21 protein-coding genes are annotated in these 20,383 nt (G+C 38.5%); 12 read left to right on the top strand and 9 right to left on the bottom strand.

Going from position 1 to position 20,383, the window contains the following annotated elements; translation table 11 throughout:
* Positions 1 to 53: 53 nt before the first annotated feature.
* From IPG37_00610 to IPG37_00590, 5 genes are all read left to right on the top strand, one after another.
* Positions 54 to 2,840, top strand: coding sequence for a sigma 54-interacting transcriptional regulator (locus IPG37_00610; protein ID QQR53916.1), 2,787 nt, complete (start codon positions 54 to 56; stop codon positions 2,838 to 2,840).
* 711 nt (positions 2,841 to 3,551) lie between these two features.
* Positions 3,552 to 3,815: a hypothetical protein gene (locus IPG37_00605; GenBank protein QQR53915.1), complete on the top strand. Its 264-nt coding sequence runs from the start codon at positions 3,552 to 3,554 to the stop codon at positions 3,813 to 3,815.
* 41 nt (positions 3,816 to 3,856) lie between these two features.
* Positions 3,857 to 5,929 (top strand): hypothetical protein, encoded by a 2,073-nt coding sequence (locus tag IPG37_00600; GenBank protein QQR53914.1) that lies wholly within the window; start codon positions 3,857 to 3,859, stop codon positions 5,927 to 5,929.
* Entirely contained in the window at positions 5,866 to 6,348 is a 483-nt protein-coding gene (locus tag IPG37_00595) for a hypothetical protein (protein QQR53913.1), read from the top strand. Before IPG37_00600 ends, IPG37_00595 begins: the two co-directional genes overlap by 64 nt.
* Before the next feature lie 179 nt (positions 6,349 to 6,527).
* The gene (locus IPG37_00590) at positions 6,528 to 7,076 is read left to right on the top strand and encodes a hypothetical protein (protein QQR53912.1); all 549 of its coding nucleotides are present in this window, start codon (positions 6,528 to 6,530) and stop codon (positions 7,074 to 7,076) included.
* A 19-nt stretch (positions 7,077 to 7,095) separates the two neighbouring features.
* Here the strand turns inward: IPG37_00590 and IPG37_00585 are convergent, their stop codons facing one another.
* The 8 genes from IPG37_00585 to IPG37_00550 all read right to left on the bottom strand — a co-directional run bounded on the left by IPG37_00585 (position 7,096) and on the right by IPG37_00550 (position 12,132).
* Entirely contained in the window at positions 7,096 to 7,590 is a 495-nt protein-coding gene (locus tag IPG37_00585; protein ID QQR53911.1) for a hypothetical protein, read from the bottom strand.
* Between the two features lie 15 nt (positions 7,591 to 7,605).
* Positions 7,606 to 8,007 (bottom strand): 50S ribosomal protein L19, encoded by a 402-nt coding sequence (rplS, locus tag IPG37_00580; protein QQR54275.1) that lies wholly within the window; start codon positions 8,005 to 8,007, stop codon positions 7,606 to 7,608.
* A 127-nt stretch (positions 8,008 to 8,134) separates the two neighbouring features.
* Positions 8,135 to 9,460, bottom strand: coding sequence for a hypothetical protein (locus tag IPG37_00575; GenBank protein QQR53910.1), 1,326 nt, complete (start codon positions 9,458 to 9,460; stop codon positions 8,135 to 8,137).
* A 2-nt stretch (positions 9,461 to 9,462) separates the two neighbouring features.
* Complete coding sequence (locus tag IPG37_00570) at positions 9,463 to 9,708, bottom strand: KH domain-containing protein (protein QQR54274.1); 246 nt, start codon at positions 9,706 to 9,708, stop codon at positions 9,463 to 9,465.
* 21 nt (positions 9,709 to 9,729) lie between these two features.
* Entirely contained in the window at positions 9,730 to 10,050 is a 321-nt protein-coding gene (gene rpsP / locus IPG37_00565; GenBank protein ID QQR53909.1) for a 30S ribosomal protein S16, read from the bottom strand.
* A gap of 21 nt (positions 10,051 to 10,071) precedes the next feature.
* Positions 10,072 to 11,403, bottom strand: coding sequence for a signal recognition particle protein (gene ffh / locus IPG37_00560; protein ID QQR53908.1), 1,332 nt, complete (start codon positions 11,401 to 11,403; stop codon positions 10,072 to 10,074).
* 57 nt (positions 11,404 to 11,460) lie between these two features.
* Positions 11,461 to 11,700, bottom strand: a complete 240-nt coding sequence (locus tag IPG37_00555) for a hypothetical protein (GenBank protein QQR53907.1) — start codon at positions 11,698 to 11,700, stop codon at positions 11,461 to 11,463.
* 252 nt (positions 11,701 to 11,952) lie between these two features.
* A complete protein-coding gene (locus IPG37_00550) occupies positions 11,953 to 12,132 on the bottom strand; it encodes a hypothetical protein (GenBank protein ID QQR53906.1) in 180 nt (59 codons plus the stop codon).
* 375 nt (positions 12,133 to 12,507) lie between these two features.
* Here IPG37_00550 and hflX point away from each other — a divergent pair, with 375 nt between their 5' ends.
* The 3 genes from hflX to IPG37_00535 all read left to right on the top strand — a co-directional run bounded on the left by hflX (position 12,508) and on the right by IPG37_00535 (position 16,615).
* Positions 12,508 to 13,629, top strand: a complete 1,122-nt coding sequence (hflX, locus tag IPG37_00545; GenBank protein QQR53905.1) for a GTPase HflX — start codon at positions 12,508 to 12,510, stop codon at positions 13,627 to 13,629.
* A 53-nt stretch (positions 13,630 to 13,682) separates the two neighbouring features.
* Positions 13,683 to 15,989, top strand: coding sequence for a UvrD-helicase domain-containing protein (locus IPG37_00540; GenBank protein QQR53904.1), 2,307 nt, complete (start codon positions 13,683 to 13,685; stop codon positions 15,987 to 15,989).
* A gap of 116 nt (positions 15,990 to 16,105) precedes the next feature.
* Positions 16,106 to 16,615, top strand: a complete 510-nt coding sequence (locus IPG37_00535) for a hypothetical protein (GenBank protein QQR53903.1) — start codon at positions 16,106 to 16,108, stop codon at positions 16,613 to 16,615.
* A gap of 68 nt (positions 16,616 to 16,683) precedes the next feature.
* Here the strand turns inward: IPG37_00535 and trpS are convergent, their stop codons facing one another.
* Entirely contained in the window at positions 16,684 to 17,685 is a 1,002-nt protein-coding gene (trpS, locus tag IPG37_00530; protein ID QQR53902.1) for a tryptophan--tRNA ligase, read from the bottom strand.
* A 149-nt stretch (positions 17,686 to 17,834) separates the two neighbouring features.
* Here trpS and IPG37_00525 point away from each other — a divergent pair, with 149 nt between their 5' ends.
* The 4 genes from IPG37_00525 (at position 17,835) to IPG37_00510 (ending at position 20,222) form a co-directional block, all read left to right on the top strand.
* Positions 17,835 to 18,626: a hypothetical protein gene (locus IPG37_00525; protein ID QQR53901.1), complete on the top strand. Its 792-nt coding sequence runs from the start codon at positions 17,835 to 17,837 to the stop codon at positions 18,624 to 18,626.
* Positions 18,583 to 18,948, top strand: coding sequence for a hypothetical protein (locus tag IPG37_00520; GenBank protein QQR53900.1), 366 nt, complete (start codon positions 18,583 to 18,585; stop codon positions 18,946 to 18,948). Before IPG37_00525 ends, IPG37_00520 begins: the two co-directional genes overlap by 44 nt.
* Positions 18,949 to 18,963: 15 nt before the next feature.
* The gene (locus tag IPG37_00515; GenBank protein ID QQR53899.1) at positions 18,964 to 19,620 is read left to right on the top strand and encodes a DUF502 domain-containing protein; all 657 of its coding nucleotides are present in this window, start codon (positions 18,964 to 18,966) and stop codon (positions 19,618 to 19,620) included.
* A gap of 146 nt (positions 19,621 to 19,766) precedes the next feature.
* Entirely contained in the window at positions 19,767 to 20,222 is a 456-nt protein-coding gene (locus tag IPG37_00510; protein ID QQR53898.1) for a hypothetical protein, read from the top strand.
* Positions 20,223 to 20,383 lie beyond the last annotated feature (161 nt).

The following is a 20,383-nucleotide window of genomic DNA, read 5'->3' as shown; positions in this document are numbered from 1 at the left end:
AAAATTAGTGTATTATGAACTAGTAACAGAGCTTAATTTTTGACAAATTGAATATGAACCATCTTGTATATCTTTTTAAAGAACTAGTAAAACCTTCCAGCCTTCTCCTTATTGCGCATGCGTTGGGATTAGGAGGAAAGATGTACCTCTTTTTTAAAATACATGATTATTCAAAACGACTTGACCATGGAATATATCTGTTAACCATACTGCTTATTAGCATTTTTTCAGGCATTTATATTGATACACATGGCGTCATCAACCAACTATACCACTGTAAAATCCTCACCACACCACAGACACTGAGCACTTTTTTCACTAAATTCTGCCTATTTTTCTGCCTGTTACACTATCATTCAATAATGCTTCTGTTAAAAAACCTTTTAACAAAAAAACCGCGATCTCTTTTAAAAACACATATACTGCCCAACTTTGTAAGCGGTTTTTTTGGAATCTATTTTATACTCAGTGCTGTAATGAACAGCGATAACACAATGCAAACAAAAACAACGTACATAGAATATGTCATACATAACCTATACGCTTCATATATTATGTGCTTTATTATACCGTACACGATCTGGACTACGTTTAACCACTTACGTAATGCAACAACAAACGTGCCACTTGCCATACAAAATAGAACACGCAATCTGCTTATTTATTTTTATATTCCGTATGTCATATCTGATTTTATTAATATGAATCTGTTACATGAAAAATCATTTTATTTTATCATATCCTATCCATTGTTCATTGTTTTGGCATCACTGATACTCACCGCATTTTTCTATTACTGCACCCGATATATAGTCAATATTCCTGTTTTCCCTTATACAAAAGAGACCTACTCCTTATTTAATGATCAGACCTTTAACAATAATTTCAAAGAAACGCTCATTAATTTAAGTACCGCTGCAAATGAATATGAAATTCTCCAATACACACGAGAATTCATTAGCAAAGCACTTGGTGTTTCTTATAATAAAATTCATCTTCTAGTAAAACCAGTTGAAGCTGAACAGGACAACATGATCAGTGTCCTTGCAAAAAAGATTAAAAGGACAACCTCAATCGATAGTTTCAAAAACTACACCAATCGTACCTATTTTATTATCCAGGAAATCGAAAAATTCACCGATCAAAATAGGTTGTTAGTACTGACCGCACTAAAAAAACATAAGATTATCGAATATCACGAAATAGACTTTGCAAATTTCTATTTTCAAAATGATTTTTTCCAAAAAATGATCGAGATCTTACACCGCATTAATTCAGAAGCCATTATTCCAGTTTTTGAAAAAAACCAGATTATCGCCTATATTATACTTGACAGAAATAGTAAATCTGGCCAATTTTTCGATGAAACACACAAAGATGTCATCACCGTATTCAGCAACTATCTTGCCGGAATCATATGTTCATTTCAGGCTCGCCAATTAACCTATCACACAGAAAAAGAACATATGTTCATGGAAAGAATTCTTAAAAGTGAGCAAGAAGTAGACATTCTAAAAGAAAGCATAAAAGCATTTATAGAGCCGCAAGAGGTAAGGGAAGTGGGCGTTTTTTTATATAAAAACAAACTATTCACTGCGTGCAATCGGTTTACAACTACCTTTACTAATGTTGATTTGAATATGGATCAAGGCCATACAATTACAAAAGAATGCAAAAAACTGATCGCACAGGTCATTGAACAAAAATCGGTACTATCAAAAGTCATACAAACGGAACAAAACAGTCATGGTATCCTGGCTATTGGCATTCCTCATATTGACCAGAAGCAGGTAATCATGATACTTTCAAAGCCGAATCTTTCAGATGTTTTAAATAAACAACTTTTATCTATGCCATCTACCCAAGACTGGCACTATTTTCTTTATTTACAATCAACAAAAGTCGGCAACTTATTACATACTTTTTTCCCCCTTAATACCACAGAGGGAATCATTAAAAAAATACATATATTAAAAAATATGTTAAACAGCAGGGTCTTTTTTTTGGGCTGTCCACACACAGATGCATTAATAGTCGCAAAGTTGATTCACGAAAGTAAAAAAAATAGAGAATTCAAACAGTTCAATCCTATGCGATATGCAGATTATGAAGCGGTCCTTTTTGGTACACATACATCCTACAATATGCTACCGAAAGCTGGACTGTTGGAAACCTTGGATAATGGAACTATTTTCATTGAAAATATCACCTATTTAAATATACCTACTCAACAAAAACTGTATACTTATATTCAAACTGGCGCATTCACCAAAATAAATAGCAATGTACAGGTAAAAAGTAATGTACAGATTATATTACACACACCACTATCTTACGATGCACTTGAGACCATAAAAGATTCCTTCCTGTACACCACATGCAAAACACACTACTTCTGGCTGCCTACTTTAGAATCTTTAACAGAATCTGACTATTACGCGCTCGTGGATGCCTATATGCATCAAATTCGTCAGGCAAAGGGTCATACCGGCCTCCTGCCTCTTTCTGAAAGTCAAAAACGCAAACTCCATCTTCACAAACCTTTATCCATCACTGATTTACGTCATCAGATACTTTCTTTGATGCTACAAAATGACGGCAAACCGGCGCCGACTATCACAGAAACAGAAGAAAAACCTGCGATCCCTGCAGCTGTTGCTGCAACAGATCTGGCAATTCAAGAAGCCAAAAAACTTGGCAAAAAAGCCCTCAAAGACAGACGAACGCTGGCATTATTGTGGCAACGCTTTAATAAAAACCAGAACAGGATTGCCCACTATTTAGGGGTCAATCGCTCTTCTGTGAGTCGTAGAATCAAAAAACATAGAATGGATATTTAGCCACCAGGACCGGAGTCACATAGAAAAGGGCGCGTGCTTTCTCTTCACTACCACCCTCCTTTTTTCTACTAGGAAAGTCAAAAACTTTGTGTGTTAGTATTGAATGCTTTGAAGCATTATATCAATTCTTTAATAGTCGGGCACCAAGAAGCTGTCACTTTAGATGAACCCTTATAGAACGATATACTTTTTTCATACTTACATCTATCCAGTTATCGACTTCAACCAAGACAACATACTACCTGTTTTTTTCACTGCTTTAAGTCTATTTTATATTTACCTTTTTTAATCAATATCTAACTATAAATTCAAATTCAAATTAACCCATAAATGGGGGACCTGCTGGATCCAATACAACAATAGAAATCACAGCACTTGCAAGCATAACCATGGAGCGGTACTTTGAGAGTGCCATATATACACTAAGCAGCTTATTCATGATGAACTCCTTAAAATTAGCTTATCTTGTTTTAATCAATCTTGATCTAATTTTACTTCACAAATCCGTCAAATGGGGACCTGCTGGATCTAACATAACAACAGAAATCACAGCGATTGCAAGCATAACCATGGAGCGGTACTTTGAGAGTGCCATATATACACTGAGCAGCTTATTCATGATGAACTCCTTAAAATTAAGATTGTAAAATACAGAAGTTAGTGTATCATCAATATTTGAAATTGCAAGCAGTTTTAAAACGCAGATTGCACATGAATGAAATGATACAGATTTTAAAAGACATTTTTGATAATAACGCATTCGTCCTGACAGCAAACGTGATCGCATTTTGCGTCAAGTTCTTTCTGATGGTACGGCTCCTGCGCCATCTACTTGATAACCCCAACAGGCCGGTGCCTCAAGCAATCATGTTTTACACGATCGTTTCAAGTGCGTTTGTTGATTTTGGCTGGATTTATGGGGTAATAAGTCGAAGTGCTCCTTATATTATCACACACCAAAATGCAATTTTTTAGGACGGTTGGGTTGGGTAGCATTTATTATTCAGTATCACTCAATGCTACTTTTAATACAAAGTCTTTTGAGCAGCGAACGATGGGCGATTTTAAAAGAGCACAGATTTTTTACTGTTGTGAGTAGTATTTTTGCGGTGCACTTTTTGACGTTGGCCTTCTGGGCGTACGAGCTGGTTGACCGACCGGATCGACCACAGATTGAGTATCTCATGCGTAGTCTGTACAATGTGTATACCATGTGCATGATGGTGCCCTATATTTTGTGGATAGTCTACAGGCAGATGACCCGAACGGATATTCATATTCCGTTCATGGTCCGCCAACATACGCAGCTACTCATTTCGCACCTTTTCATTCCATATGTGTTGTCAGATCTGGTCAACATGAATCCGTTCAAATTCAGTTATTTTGCATCAGCAGTGCAAAATCAGGGATTTGTCGGATTTTCGGCGTTACTTTTAGCCTATTTTCTCTATTATTGCTCGCGACATGTGCTGAATATCGACATGTTCCCCGACAAAAAAAAGATGCTTTCTGCATTTGCAGATCCTGATTTTAATGACGAATTTCGTGACATACTCATCGATCTGAGCATGGTTGAACATGATTATCAGCTCATTCAGCACACACGTGGTTTTATTGCAAAAGCATTAAACATCGAATACAAACAGATCGACCTGCTGGTAAGGCCCGCAGAAGATTCAGATGGGCTCAAGGAAAACGAAGCAACCGGTGCATTCATGAATAGTCGCATGGCCACAGACAGTTACACGTTTGGCATGTTTCAGGGCTATCGTGAACGTATCGACTTTATTTTGCGTGAACTTGATAACCTCGTTGCGTACAACCGCTCACTCATGTTCAAGATTTTCAAAAGGAAACGAATTATCGATTATCACGAACTTGATTTTGCAAACTTTTATGATCAGAGTGATGTGTTGCAGATGATGATGACTACACTTGAAAACATCAACTGTGACGCGATTATTCCGGTCTTTGAAAAGTATGATATCACTGCGTATGTCATCATTCAAAAAAGTAAGCCTCGTGGTGAGTTTTTCGACGAGACATACAAAGAGGCAGTCGGTGTGTTTGGAAGCTATCTTTCAGGTGTCATTACCAACTTTTATCATCGAAAACGAAAAGCGTTCGTTGACGAAGTTGGGCTTTTGCGCCAGGAGATCTTCAAAGATAAACAGGAGTTGAAAATGCTCAAAGAGAGTGTGAAAACCTTTCTTAATCAGCAGGAAACTCGTGAAGTTGGCATCTTTTTTTATCGCAACAAACTGTTTTATCCCTGCAACTATTTTGCAACAACCTTTATCAACATTGACCTGAACAAAGATCATGAACATGAAGTAACCAAACAGTGCAAAGCACTCATTCAAAAGGTGACTGAACACAAAACGATGATCACCCGTCTGATCAAAACGGAGCAGGACAGTCGAGGCGTGCTTGCCATGGCCATTCCGCATCTTGACGAGAAACATATTATTATGGTGGTCGCCCACCCAAACATTGCCGACGTGATGCACAAGCAGCTTTTGGCACTGCCCTCTGTTGATGAGTTTGATTATCTGTTGCATCTACAATCAACCGAGTTAGGAAACCAGCTCCATTCCTTTCTTCCTATCAACACGCCACGGGGCATTGTATTAAAAGTTGCTATGTTAAAAAGTATCCTGTCACACAAAACGGTGTTTTTTGGCTGCGAACGAGTCGATGCACTTGCGATTGCCAAGCTCATTCATCACGCAACCAAAAGAAAAGAGTTTAAAGATATCGATCCGATCTATTTTCCTGAATATCAGAACGGCATTTTCGGCATACAAGCATCTCCGTATGATCCACCCAAAGAAGCCGGCCTGCTTGAAAAACTTGATGGCGGCTCCCTGTTTATTGAACGTGTTGACCAGCTCCGCACGGAGGTGGCAGAAAAGCTGGTTGATTACATTAAAAAGGGTCATTCTGCAAATTTTACAGCACCGAGGTCTTTCAATCAGACGTCAGACTGTTCTTGCATTCCACGATGGAACCGAACGATATCGACATGCTCAAAGATTCACCACTCTATCAGATCTGTAAACAGTCCTTTTTTGCCGCGCCCGATCTGAGTACCTTTGAACCTGACGACGTAGCTCAACTTATTGACGGATATACGATGCAGATTAGAAAAAACAGTGACTACAAAAACAAACCGTCACTCACCGCTTTACAAAAACAACGAATTTTTGTTCAAAGACCGCTTTCATTTGCCGCTTTGCGCAATCAGATCATGGTGTATATGCAAGAAAACTATTTAAATCCAACAGCGCCAGTCCAAAATACTGGACCGGTCATTACCGCAAGCTTTCTTGCCGCCGATGCCACAATCGAACGGGCTGCAAAACTAGGCAAAAATGCCTTGAAAGACAGGCACACCGTTGCCCTTTTGTGGTACCGCTTTGAAAAAAATCAGAACAAGATTGCTCACTATTTGGGCGTCAACCGATCTTCCGTTAGCCGAAGAATCAAAGAATATAATCTTGAGTAAACATCATCAATAACACAGCGAGCTACACGAGTTATGAAAAAGCTTACGGCTATAGTACATTCAACTATAGTTATTAAAAAAAATGATTGATTACTTTAACTTTTATGAAATTGTTGCTTTTTAAGAGCTCTGTCTTCTATTATGTATATTAGATATTATAAAATAAAAAGGCTGGACCCATGTATATTAAAAACAAAAAAAGTATTCTTTACGGAATTTCACTATTAAATCTCTATGCTTCCTGTTTTGCTGGCGACGCAGCAGACATTTTACTTCCAACTGTTGCAGGAGCCGCAATCGGTGGCGCTGTCAGTGGAGGTCGCGGCGCTGGAATCGGTGCCATCACAGGGCTTGCCACTGGTGCAATGGTCAGTTCAGCAAGAGAAAGTGGACGCAGAAGGCACAGAGACGATTACGATGATCGATACGAAGAAGTCAAGACCTTGCGTCGAGAAAACAAGGATCTGGTACAAGAAAACAAAAGTCTGAGCAAACAGATCACAAAACTTGAAAAAACAAACGACACCCTTGAAGCAAAAATTAGCAAGCTTGAAGATGAGATAGAACGCCTCAAAACATCAGCAAAAGGGTCCAAACAGACAAAAAAATCTGTAACAAAAATAGCTCAAAAAACAAATAAAAAAGCAGCACTCAAACCGGAAGTTGCCGAAGAAGAGGTTGAGTCAGAAAATACTGAAAATGAGACGGAACCAGAAGAGCTACCATAATAAACAATAATCAGCAAACTTATTTGGAAAACTGAAACATAAAAAGTTGCGCCACGTTAACAATAGAAGCTCCCGAAAGATTTTGCTCAATATCGGCAATGATAATGCACGCACGAGTCACCGACTGAAATTCAAAAAGCAGTGACGTTTGTGTAATCACTGATTTGAGCAAAATCCACCCTAACTGCTCCATCGCATCTTTGTAAAAATTACAAAATACAGCAAGTTCTTGCGATGGTACGCTCATTTTCATAGCCACAACCTCTGAGACCCCTGTTTGACTATTTCCAGCCATATCATCAAGCAAAGACGGATGTAACGGAGCATGAAATAGGTACGCACCAAAAGGCACTGGAATATCTTGGAAAAGAATCGGTCGCTCAAAAAGTTGAGCGACCGATTCTGAATTTTTCGCTCGCTTGACAGTTTTTTTCTTGCACCCACCAAGCAATAGCATCAACCATAGAAAAGAAAGTTTCTGTATACAACCTGCTTGCTTTTTCTCAGATTGCATCTTCAACCTTCACACTTATTGTGCCGATGTATTATCTACAGTAGCTCGGCTACTGACCACCTTTTCTTTGACACGCGCAGCTTTTCCAACACGCTTGCGTAAATAATAAAGTTTAGCACGGCGCACATCACCTCTGCGCACTACCGAGATCTCTTCAATAACCGGACTGTAAAAGGGGAAGATCCTCTCAACCGCTACATTATGTGCTCCGATTTTACGGATGGTAAACGTTGAAGAAGCCCCATTATTTCTGATGGCAATCACATCACCTTCAAATTTTTGCAACCGTTCTTTCAGAACTGCTGGCTTTTTCTCATTTTCTTTTACGAGCTCTTTCACTCTTTGCAAAACCGCAAGAGTATCGCCAACATGAAACTCAGGTATTACTGCCTTATTTTGGTCAATACCAAAATGCATAATCGTTTCTTTTGTCATTTTTTTAGCTTGCATATCTATTCCTCAACAATACGCCTGTCAAGCGTTTAAAACTCTTTACATATTTTTAATTATACTACTTATTGCACAACATGCCAATCAGATTTTTTTACTTTTTATTTTTCTGCTGCACATTAAGCCCCAACCACCGGTCAAAAATAATCGCCGCAGCCGATCTGACAGACAGATGATTATATTCTGTTAATCCTTGCAGTGGCTCCAAGCAGTAATCAGCCTTGTCAATACACTCTTGCGCAAGCCCTTGTCCCGTGCCAAGTAGCATCAAAACAGGTTGTTTCTTTTTCCACACATCCGCCTGCTGGTCATACGTTATTAAACGCTCCTGCTCTTTGCCGGAAAACCGTGCCGACGTCGCAATAACAACCGGAGCTTTACCTTCAATTTCAGCAATTGCAGCACGTACGCAACTCAGGTCAGGCACCACCTGGACACGCGCTAATGCTTCATGCCGTGTCTGGTTATACGTAATTCCATCACCCTCTTGCCAAAACTCAAGGAATTTGGCCACAATCACTTGCTGATCTTTTAATGCAGTTACAATAAAAAATCTCTTAAATCCGTAGGTACATGCAGAACGCGCTATATCATGGACATCAATTGAAGTTACTGAAGTATTTCCTACAACCCTTTCTTTTCCCACCAACACTTCAGAATGCATTAATACCACATAATGGGCTGGAATCGACACCAAAAACTGTTTTTTTTGCACATTTTCTAAATGAAATGATCGTGCCCAAGGGAACTTCAAAAGCGCGGTCCTTTCGACCGCCTTTTGCGTACGCCACTCAGCTATAGCCTTATGGTTTCCAGACCTGATAATATCTGGCACATTTTTATCATGCCACACCACAGGCAGACAATATTCTGGATAATCAACCAACGGACCCGTAAACGAATCATTTTCAACCGACCCATGATTACCCACTACCTTGGGAATATGCCTCACAAAGCCTTCGATAAACATCATTGCTGGTAGATCGCCTCCCAACAGAACAAAGTCACCTACAGAAAGGACCTCATCCGCATAATACTCCTCCACTCTTGCATCCATGCCCTCATACCGCCCTGCAATTAATAAAACATGGCTCAGGGCCCTATCGTCAAGCTTGCGCTTTATTAAAAGCAGTTTTTTTTGATCAAGCATATCACCGTGCGGAGAAAAAAAGATTTTAAAAGCTTTTCCTGCTTTCGCTTCTGCCTGCTGGATTACACGATCAACAACTTCTGGCTTAATAAGCATGCCAGGGGTTGGGCCACACGTAGGCACGTCAATGTGTTCCTTCGGTTTTACAAAACTGGTAAAACCATAGGTCGAAATATCCAAAATTCCAGATTCAACAGACCTGCCAATCAACGACGTCTTTAAAAACGGCGCATAAAGCTCAGGAAACACGGTAGCAATAGAAATATGCATGACTATACGTTTTCAGCAGGTTGCGCAAGATCAATAAAGATTTTTTTGTCTCGAACCAGGCACTGATTTACCAAAACACGTAGGGCCTTAATAGTTTGCCCATCACGCCCAATGACTTTTCCACGATCTGTCTGGTCTACACTAATTTCAACAAAATCACTTTCATCGCCATCTTTATATTCAACTCGTACAGAGCCTGGTTTTTCTACAATAGCCCTCACCATATATTCAACCAGCTCTTTTACCATCTTTGCCATCTTGAAGGGTTCCTATTCTGAAGCAACATCTTCTGTGATATTCTGTTTTGTACTACGAACCCTTGATTTAACCTCTGACTGCGGCACATAAATACCATTTTTTTTAAATAATTTATGAATTTTTTTTGCCGAATCGGTTACCTGTGCGCCTTTTTGAACCCAAGTTGTATAAATATCTTCGTGGAACTGTACCACTCTGCCATTTAGCGCATCATAGGTACCAACGTTGGCAAGAATCTTACCATCACGTTTCACACGAGAATCAGCCGCAACAAGGCGATACATAGGAATACCTTTTCTGCCCGCACGGGACAAACGAATCTTAACTGCCATAGAAACCCTTAAAAAATATTTTTAACGAAATAAACCACCAAAAGGACCTGATTTTTTTAATAGTTTAGCATATTGTTTAACTTGTTCAAATCGTTGAAGCAAAATCAGAACATCTTGAACAGTTGTCCCTGATCCTACCGCAATTCTCTGTTTGCGAGAATCATTCAATACAGTAACATCTTTACGCTCCTTTGGAGTCATTGAGCTGATAATGGCTCGAAATCTTTTTACCTCTCGCTCACCCGCATCAATCTGCTCTGCTGAAAGCTTGTTAGCAATGCCTGGAATATATTTCATGAGACTCGAAAGGGAACCAACCTTGTTCATCATATCAATTTGAAGGCCAAAATCTTCCAAACTCATAGCATCAGAAAGAAGTGCCTTATTCATCTTTTCTTGTTCAGCCGCATGTATTTTATCATCAATCTTTTCAATCAACGTTTGCATATCACCCATATTCAACATCCGTTGGGCGATACGATCTGGAACAAACTCTTGCAGATCTGGCAACTTTTCTCCCGTTCCAATGAACCAGATAGGCTTTTTGAGTACATAACGGAAGGCAAGCGCAGCACCTGCACTTGCATTACTGTCCATTTTGGTCAAAATAGATGCATAAAAACCAACTTTCTGATCAAACGTTTGTGCAATCGACAATGACTGCTGTCCTGTCATTGCATCAAGTACCAGAATCTTATAACGAGGTAAAAGCTTTTGATTGATCTGCTGCAACTCTTGCATCATCTGTTCATCAAAATGCAAACGACCGGCTGTATCCAAAAACAGGAGGTCATATCGATCTTTTTTAAACTTCTGATAAATTTCCATTGCTGCAGCAACTGGATTTTGTTCCTGTGCCCTGTAAAAGACTGCTGCTGCCTGTTGTGCAACAATTTCAAGCTGTTCGACCGCTGCAGGACGGTAAAAATCAACCGAGGCAACCAAAATCGAACGATTTTTGCGTTTCTTTTCAGCTTGCGTTTTTACAAAATGAACAAGTTTTGCAATTGTCGTCGTTTTTCCTGCTCCTTGTAGTCCCATGACCATCACAACCGATGGAATCTCAAAAGAGAAACAGTCCTGTCCACCCTGGCTCATAAATTTGACAAGCCGTTCATACACGATTTTTAACAGCTGTTCATCAGGTCGAACGTTCTTCAAAACTTTTTTACCCAAAAGATCCTGTTTGACCTGCCTGGTAAAATCAACCACCACATCATAGGGAACATCAGAATCAATCAATGCTGCCTTAATTTCATCAAGAATCTTTGCGGTATTTTCATCGGTAAAGGTAGTCTCTTTTGAAAATAGTTCAAACAGATCACCAAATTTTTTTGCTAAAAAATCAAACATCGTTATTCCTTCTATTTTTAAAACATTATTCTAGCATGTTTTGGGAAAGAGGTGAAATTATCTTCTGGCAAAAAAGACTTTTTTAAAACTCAAAGCTTCTTTCTGCCATAACCCTTGCAATGGCCGGACAAAAATAATAAAGCAGGCCAACCAAAACAGCACAACTGGTAAGCTCAATCGCAATAAGATGATAACAGAGGCCTGCAACGACAGGCGGGCGTCCACCTGTACAGTATAATTTGCTTCAGATGCATGAGCAGCTTTTCCATACATACGCTCGAACAGATGGCATGCCACATTCGACCCTTGGATAGGTTGCAACCCAACAGCTTCGATTTGGAGTATTTTTTGAATCTACTCACCCAATTTTAACCTTAATAAATGATCTTTGATTTTTAAAGTTTTATTTTCAAAAAATATTTGATCAAACAACGTTTCTCAGCATTCTAACATAATCTATTTTTTTGCTCAAAAAATGTTACAATAAAGTAGCTTATGTTTTGCATCTACCATTTAAAAAGGGTCAATCAATGGAGAATCAGTTCAAACTCATTTTGATGTTTGTAGATCTGTATTCGACGGCGAAGCTTTTTTACCTTTATACCATTTGTATATCATTACAACTCCCGTAACAACTAAACCAAGAATGCACAAGCCAACCAAAGCATCTTTATTTCTTTGAGCACGATATTCTTCTAAAAATGCTTCAATTGTACCAGCATTTTTCAATATAACTTCTAAAGAACAAAGTTGATGCAAAGAACAAAGAAGACAAGCAAAAATATCACAACTCTTCTTACTTCCGAAGAATCTTCCGACGAAATTCATGAACAGCACTGGCAATCATTTTGCAATCAGATGAAAAACTCTAAATATGCCAGGGAATGGCTTAGCAAAGCAGGTAGTTTTACTGTAATAACTTTTTTGATGTACCTATTTAGCATGTACGGACCTAAAACAACGACAAACTAAACTGATACTTGAAAACATAAAGATCAAGAAGATTTAGGCTTCACTTTTTTGGCCAAGCTACTTTTTTGCTCAAAAAAATGGTACAGTAATAATATTACTGTTTTGCATCTGCCATTTAAAAAGGATCAATCGATGGGTAATCAGTTCAAACTCACCCCTTCTGTTCAGGAACCAGCAACATTATTGGTGGGGATTTTGTCACCACAACACACACCCTCGTATCCGGATGCATATTTTCAGGAATTTTTGAGCCTTGCGCGCACCAATCAGGTTGACACCACACACAACATATTTGTTAAACTTCGCAGTATTGATGCTGGATATTATCTGACAAAGGGCAAACTTGAAGAGATCAGGGACTACTGTGAAAAGGAAAAAATTGAGCGCGTTATTTTTTCTGAATCACTTTCACCACAACAGGAACGAAACTTAGAGGATCTGTTAAACTGCACCATCATTGACAGAACTGAACTCATTTTGCAGATTTTTGAAAAAGCAGCACACACAGCAGAAGGTAAAATTCAGGTCGAAATGGCTGCTTTGAAATATCGAAAATCACGACTTGCAGGAAAAGGAGTTCATCTTGGTCAACAGCGTGGCGGCTTTGGTTTTTATGCAGGACCAGGTGAAACTGCAAAAGAACGGGAGATGCAGTACATTGAAGGCCTGTTGATAAAACTTGAAAAAAACCTTGATCATTTAAATCAGATTCGCGCAACACAGCGAAAACAGAGGCTTGAAAAAAATGTTCCGCATGTCTGCCTGGTTGGGTACACCAACGCTGGCAAATCATCAATCTTGAATGCATTAACAAACAGTACTGTTTTGGCTGAAGATAAACTTTTTGCCACGTTGGATACCACAACACGTGAACTGTTTATCAATCATAAAAAAATTGGACTCATTTCTGATACTGTCGGATTCATCCAAAATCTGCCCCACCAACTGATTGCAGCATTCAAGTCAACACTACATGAACTTCAATATGCACATCTTTTGTTGCATGTAATCGACCTTTCTGATCCAAACTGGAAAGATCATATCAAAGTTACACAAAAAACCTTAAAAGATCTGGGAGTTGATAAACCGACGCTTTTTGTGTTTAACAAAATCGACAAAATCAATGAAAATGACCCTCTATTGGCCGAAGTTGAGAGTTACAAACCACACGTACTTATTTCAACGTTACACAAGGACTCAATAAAAACACTTTCGGAATATATTGAAACATGGCATGTAACAAAAACTGCTTGAAGATTTAGGTAGGTTTTATACACTAAAAACAGTTTTTCCAGTTTAGGCATGCGATGATCAACGAACAAACGTCCATCTTACAGTTTATATGTAATCAACTGAATGAAAGTCAACAGGAAGCAGCATTGCACACAGAGGGCAACCTGCTTGTTATTGCTGGTGCAGGATCTGGCAAAACCAGGGTCATCACGGCCAGAATAGCGTATCTTTTGCATGATCTTCAGGTGCCATCATCGGCGATCGTTGCATTAACCTTTACCAATAAAGCCGCCAAGGAGATGAAAGAGCGGGTGAGCACACTTGCACCCCGCGTCATACACCCGTTTGTTGGAACTTTTCACGGATACTGTTTATCACTTTTAAAAAAATATTATCATAATAATCCGTTTACTATTTTGGACTCTTCAGATCAGGAAAAATTAATTAAAAATCTGCTCGAAAAGCTTGGCAAAAAAAAGGAGCTTACGCCAAAAACGGTACTGGGTCACTTATCATTGCTTCGCAACCAGCATCCATACGGAATCAAACCTGAAGATTTTCCATGGCAAAGTGACCTGATGCATGACATTTACAAACTGTACACACATGAAAAGCAGCTCTGTCGCTATTTTGATTTTGATGATCTTTTAATAAAAACGGTAGAGATACTGCAAAGCGATGAACCTTTTAAACTAAAAATCCATGCAACGGTACATCATGTTCTGGTGGATGAGTATCAGGATACTAACGTTGTGCAACACCTGTTATTAAAACTCCTCTGCCCAGCAAAACCGGTTGATACATCGGCACGGTCAGTCTGTGTTGTTGGCGATGAAGATCAGTCGATCTATTCGTGGCGAGGAGCAACGGTTGCCAATATCCAAACATTTGTTTCAGATTTTTCAAACACAAAACTGGTGAAAATTGAACAGAACTATCGATCAAAGCAAGAAATTCTTACGGTCGCCAATCAGTTAATCAAAAACAATCCACAGCGCACACCAAAAACTCTGTGGTCCTCAATTGAAGGAAAACAGAGTGTCATGGAGCTTGAATGCGGTTCTGAATATCAGGAAAGTGATGCGATCGGTTCAGCACTTGCACAGTTTTGGAAAAAATATCCAACAGATACGGCTGCCGTGCTGTATCGCACACACACCCAGTCACGACCGATTGAAGAGATGTGCATCAAATACAGCATTCCTTACAAAATTATAGGCGGCACACAGTTTTATGAACGCGCAGAAATAAAAGATCTGATAGCATATTTAAAACTTATACTTAATCCATTTGATCAGCTTTCATTTTTCCGTGTTTTAAACACGCCATTGCGAGGCCTTGGTGAAAAAATAGAGGAGTTATTCAGACAGGCATGGCAGCATGAACCATTTTTGAATTTTTATGAGATTACAGTCAAAGTCATGCAGCAAAAACTTACGCCAGGCAAAATTAAAACATTACACTATTTTTTGACTATTTTTCATGAACTTACGGCACAACAGAACGCATCCGAAGCGTTAAAAAGTATCATCGAACGTACAGGTTACAAAGAATATCTTTACAACACCTACGAACCTGAAAATGCCCAAGAACGGCTGGCAAACATTGACGAACTTATTGAAGCGGCAGTACATTTTGCACAGGAGGGCTCCGGGTCGGTGCAATCATTTTTGGAAGAAGTTTCATTAATGAATGAAAAAATAACACGCAAAGATGAATCAAAAAATGTGGTCAACTTGATGACGTTGCATGCGGCAAAAGGTCTTGAGTTTGATTTTGTCTGGATTGCAGGCGTTGAAGAGCAGATTATTCCCACACCGCGTTCATTGTACGAAAAAAACGATCTTGAAGAGGAACGCAGGCTGCTGTATGTTGGCATTACCCGCGCACGCTCATTTTTATGCTTGAGTTACACAAAACATCGCACCATTTTTGGCACACCCTCATATCAACAACAGTCACGTTTTTTGCAGGAGATCAGCTCCACCATCTCGCTATTTTTTGAAACAAGTACCTGGTATCTGGAAAAATATACTACCCTCTTTAAACAATGGTTTGCCGGATCTATTAATGGTACCTCAGCGAATCAACACCATAAAAATATATCGCTTGATAAAACAAAAACTGTAGCTACAAGGTTTGTGAAAAAAGAGGTACACAAAACCTCATCTGAACCAAAACAGAATAGTAATCACAATGCTAATCAAGTCAAACATATAATCGAACATCAACCATTCAAAATCAAACAGAAAGTCAAACATCAAGCATACGGTATTGGAACTGTTGAAATGATCGAAAAAAAAGAAAGCAACTGGTATGTTACTGTCCGATTTATCTATGGTGCAAAGAAGATTCTTGCAGATTTTTTAAGAGAAATATAAAACAAATAATAATGGCGCTTTAAATAGATGTGCCCATCAATCATTTGACTAAAATAAAATAAATCGTCATAATAAGCTTGAAATTCACTTATTAACACAAATAGAAGGACAACCTTATGAACAACAGGAAATACTTATCAAAGATGTATTTAATATTTGGTGCAACCTTAACTTTAACTATGGTTGCAACTGACAATAACGAAATATCGATGATAAAAGTTATGCTTGAAGGAATACAAAAAACCGTCATTCAAAAAAACGATGAACTTACAGCAAAGAATAATAATTTGCAAGCTCTTTTACATTTGAAAGATAAACACATTGCAACTACGCAAGAGGTCTTATCAAAACAAGACACACAGATTTTTTCACTACAAAACAAACTTAATCCAAAAGGGATTGCGCGCATACGAAATTATACCTGGAGAGGAACCAAGGTTGGTATCATTGCCGGAATAAGTATATTTTTGGAAAGGAAATATAACATTGTAAACATGGTGACTAACTTTTTCAATACAAACTATTCGCAATCATCATCAGTCTCCAAAGATGCTAATGACTTATCTAGTAGTCATCAAACAAATTATAAAACAGATATAAACGATAATAACGGTCGAACGATTTAACAACTAACATCTGCAAATAATATTAAAACAATAAGAAGCATCGTTGAAAAGCGATGCTTCTTATTGTTTTAATATACCAATTTTAACGCCTCTTTCACCTCTCTCATGGTTCCAGCTGCCACCTCTTTTACTTTTTCAGACCCAGCAAGCGCAATCTTAAAAACTGCCTCTTTGTCTTTTTCAAACAGTGCTCGGCGCGCTCGGATTGGATCAAGAAAACTGTTCAAAATATCGGCAAGCCGTTTTTTTAAGGTCACATCACCCAAGCCACCATTTTGATACTGCAGTTTTAAATCACGCACCGCATGCTCATCAGGATCAAAGACATCAAGATAGGTAAATACTGCATTGCCTTCAACTTTTCCAGGATCTTGCACCCGAAGATGTGTCGGATCGGTATACATGCTCATCACTTTTTTTAACACACTATCGGCAGAGTCAGAAAGAAAAATCGCATTATTCAACGATTTACTCATCTTCTGTTTTCCATCAATACCGGGCAAACGATACCCAATTTTTGGAATCAAAGCTTCAACTTTTTCAAAAAGATCGACTTTATAAATTCTGTTAAATGAATGTAAAATCTCGTTCGTCTGTTCAATAATTGGCAGTTGATCTGCGCCAACAGGAACACAGTTTGCTTTTACCACGGTGATATCTGCCGCCTGGTGCACAGGATACATTAAAAATCCTGCCGTCACGTTGGTGCCCATCCCTTTTTGATCAATTTCAGTTTTGATCGTTGGATTCCGTTTTAAGCGATTAACGGTAACCAGATTAAGATAGATCACGGTAAGTTCGGCAATCTGTGGAATGAGTGATTGAATGAAAATAGTCGATTGTGTAGGGTCGATACCGATCGAAAGATAATCAAGCAATACTTCAATGACATTTTCACGCACTTTTTCTGGATTATCGACATGATCAGTCAAAGCCTGCAGATCAGCAAGCATAATAAACTGATCACTGTCCTGCTGCAATAATAACCTATTTTTCAAAGAGCCCACATAATGACCCACATGTAACGGACCAGTCGGTCGATCTCCCGTCAAAACTGTACGTCGACGCATGTTGTCCTTTCTTTGTTTTCATACTTTTAAAGTAGTAAAGCTTACTACATGCAGATAGTATAGGAAAAAAAGCATAACTACGCCAGATACTTGAAAAGCTACATTTTTTGGCAACACACCGGTACAATAGAAAAATAAAAAGGAGCGTAATGCATACTATAGCCACAGTCACATTCATAAAAACAGTCTTTGAAATCATCTGTCTGAGCATATGCTGCTACGGTATTAGTATATGGCTGTCAAAAGATAAACAGCACAATCTACTTGGTTATGCGATCGGTTATCTTTTATGCCACTTTGGAGCATATTTTTTTGAACTACCCGTTTTGGCAACACTACTCTGGTGGACTATGCCGACCATTGCCACGCTCTTTGTGATTGTACACGAGCAACAGCTGCAAAAAAATCTCGTATGCCCCGTGTCAGAATCAGTCAAACATAATCTTCCTCCAGAGACTTTTGCACATGAGATTGTACAAACCGGCGTTCAAACAACACGTAACAAAATCAACGCTATTTTTATTATTGAAGGATTACAGCAGATTGAACAACTTTTGGATACTGAGCTACCATTAGGCCTGGCATTACAAAAAAATAGCTTGAGCACACTATGCACAAGCTCGTTATACAAAGAAAATACTGCAATCTGGCTTTCATATTCGGCAAAACTGAAAGGATTGAGTACCGTACTGAAAAAAAATAGTCAACAGAAAATAGATTTGACAGACCTTCAAACATTATGCGGCAAAACCGACACGGTCGCATTACTTTACAACGCACAACACCATTGGACTTACATTAACAAAGACAAAACACTGGAACAGGTCAATAGCAATCACATGGAAATCATGTTAAAAAAACACCTTACTACGTTTCATTTGCAAAAGGATATGAATTATGTTGTACCAACCACAGAAACTCGCGAGCTCTCTCCTTTCTAAACTCACATGTACCATAGCAGCAATCACACTCTGGTTTATAACAGCTGAGCACATCACCATAGAAAAAACTATCTCGATTCCTGTCTACCTATGCGACAACCAAGAGGAGAAACAGGATCTTTACACGCACACCACCATCACCATCAAAAGTCGTCCTGATACTGTATTGATTTCTGACTGGAAACAGTGTGGTGCCTTTATTTCAAAAGATATAATAAATACATCTGGCGAGTATATCCCAATCCCTTTTTCGTCGCTTATTGTACCTCCAGGAATTAACGTGCTACACTGTAATGCTATACGCAAACAATCTAAAGTATAGTATTAAGGATTAGATATGAATCATCATTCATTTTTAAAAAAATTATCTGATTTTGCATCAAAACTTTTCAGCAGCGGACTTATTGCCATTTTACCAATCACCATCACCGTTAGTTTATTAGGTTCTTCCGTAAGATTATTGATCGGATGGCTTACCCCGTTACGACAATTTATCAAACCATCTATTTTACAAATGATTCCACATGCTGAAATCATCCTTGCAATTTTTGGGGTATTTATCATTGGAACTTTATATAATCACTTTCTATTCGATCGACTTTTGCATGCGATTGAACTGTTAGTAAAAAAAATTCCACTTGTTCGCCTTGTCTATGCTGGCTCAAAACAGCTTGTCAAAACATTCGGCTCACAAGAAAAGATGGCATTTCAGCGAGTCGTCCTTATACACTTTCCACGACATGGAATCTATAGCATAGGATTTTTGACTAGTCAGTTAAGTCCTGAAATTGCACCCTCACATCTGGAACCGTACTACACGATCTTCATACCGACAACCCCAAATCCAACAAGCGGATTCTGTATCGTAGCCCCTGAAAAAGAGCTTATTCCCACGAATCTATCAAGCCAAGAAGCAATGGCTATGATTATTTCAGGTGGCATTATTCAACCTGAATCTCAGATGAAAAAAGAAAAAGAACTATTCCACGCGTAAGTATTATCCTAAAAACATCAAACAGTGTGTTGAAAAATGTAATAGCCAATACCGCAATATAAATGAAATACATAAAGTTCTGGTGATATACACCCAAGATCATATACAATCGTTGGTATACATCATATATCAAAAAAGGGGCTTTTATGAAAACATATATACTATTCTTATGTGCATTTTTAGGCTTATTTCCAATGACTCAGCGAGGGGAGTCAGAACGTAAAACAAGATGTGAAAAATTACTACAACTACTGTACACGCATCTCAGCATCTCGTATGAAGAAACAAAGCTATTACGCAAAAAATGTTTTGAATTGCCCAATGTAAAATCAACCTATGAAGTACTTGCCATTTTAGACGATCCAGTAAAAGTAGAAAAACTGGTCAATTATGTCCTCAGAAAACTTTATGCGCCATCATTTTTTTCATTTTTTAACAAACCAGGCTTGACACAAGATCAAAAAATATTACTTGAAAACTGGAAAAAGTCTACCAATGCACTGCTCCCAAACCCTTCACTCAGACGAAAAGCATTTTTTTATGCACTGTCACTGCCAGTCAGAAAGGCATTTTTGGAACTACTTATCTTATCAGTAGAATAAACAATCAGACCAGGAGGTGGCCAATCTTTGCTCCACCTCCTACATTTTAAAAATACCCGCCAAATACAAGCAAAACATGAAAAAATTTCTCTGTACGTATTTTTGACTATTTTTTGATAATCAATATATTAAAAATAATGTAATACATTCAGTATCAAAAG

The sequence above is a fragment of the bacterium genome, assembly GCA_016699125.1.
Classification (GTDB): domain Bacteria; phylum Babelota; class Babeliae; order Babelales; family Vermiphilaceae; genus AWTP1-30.
This window is presented reverse-complemented; position numbering and strand designations above follow the sequence as displayed.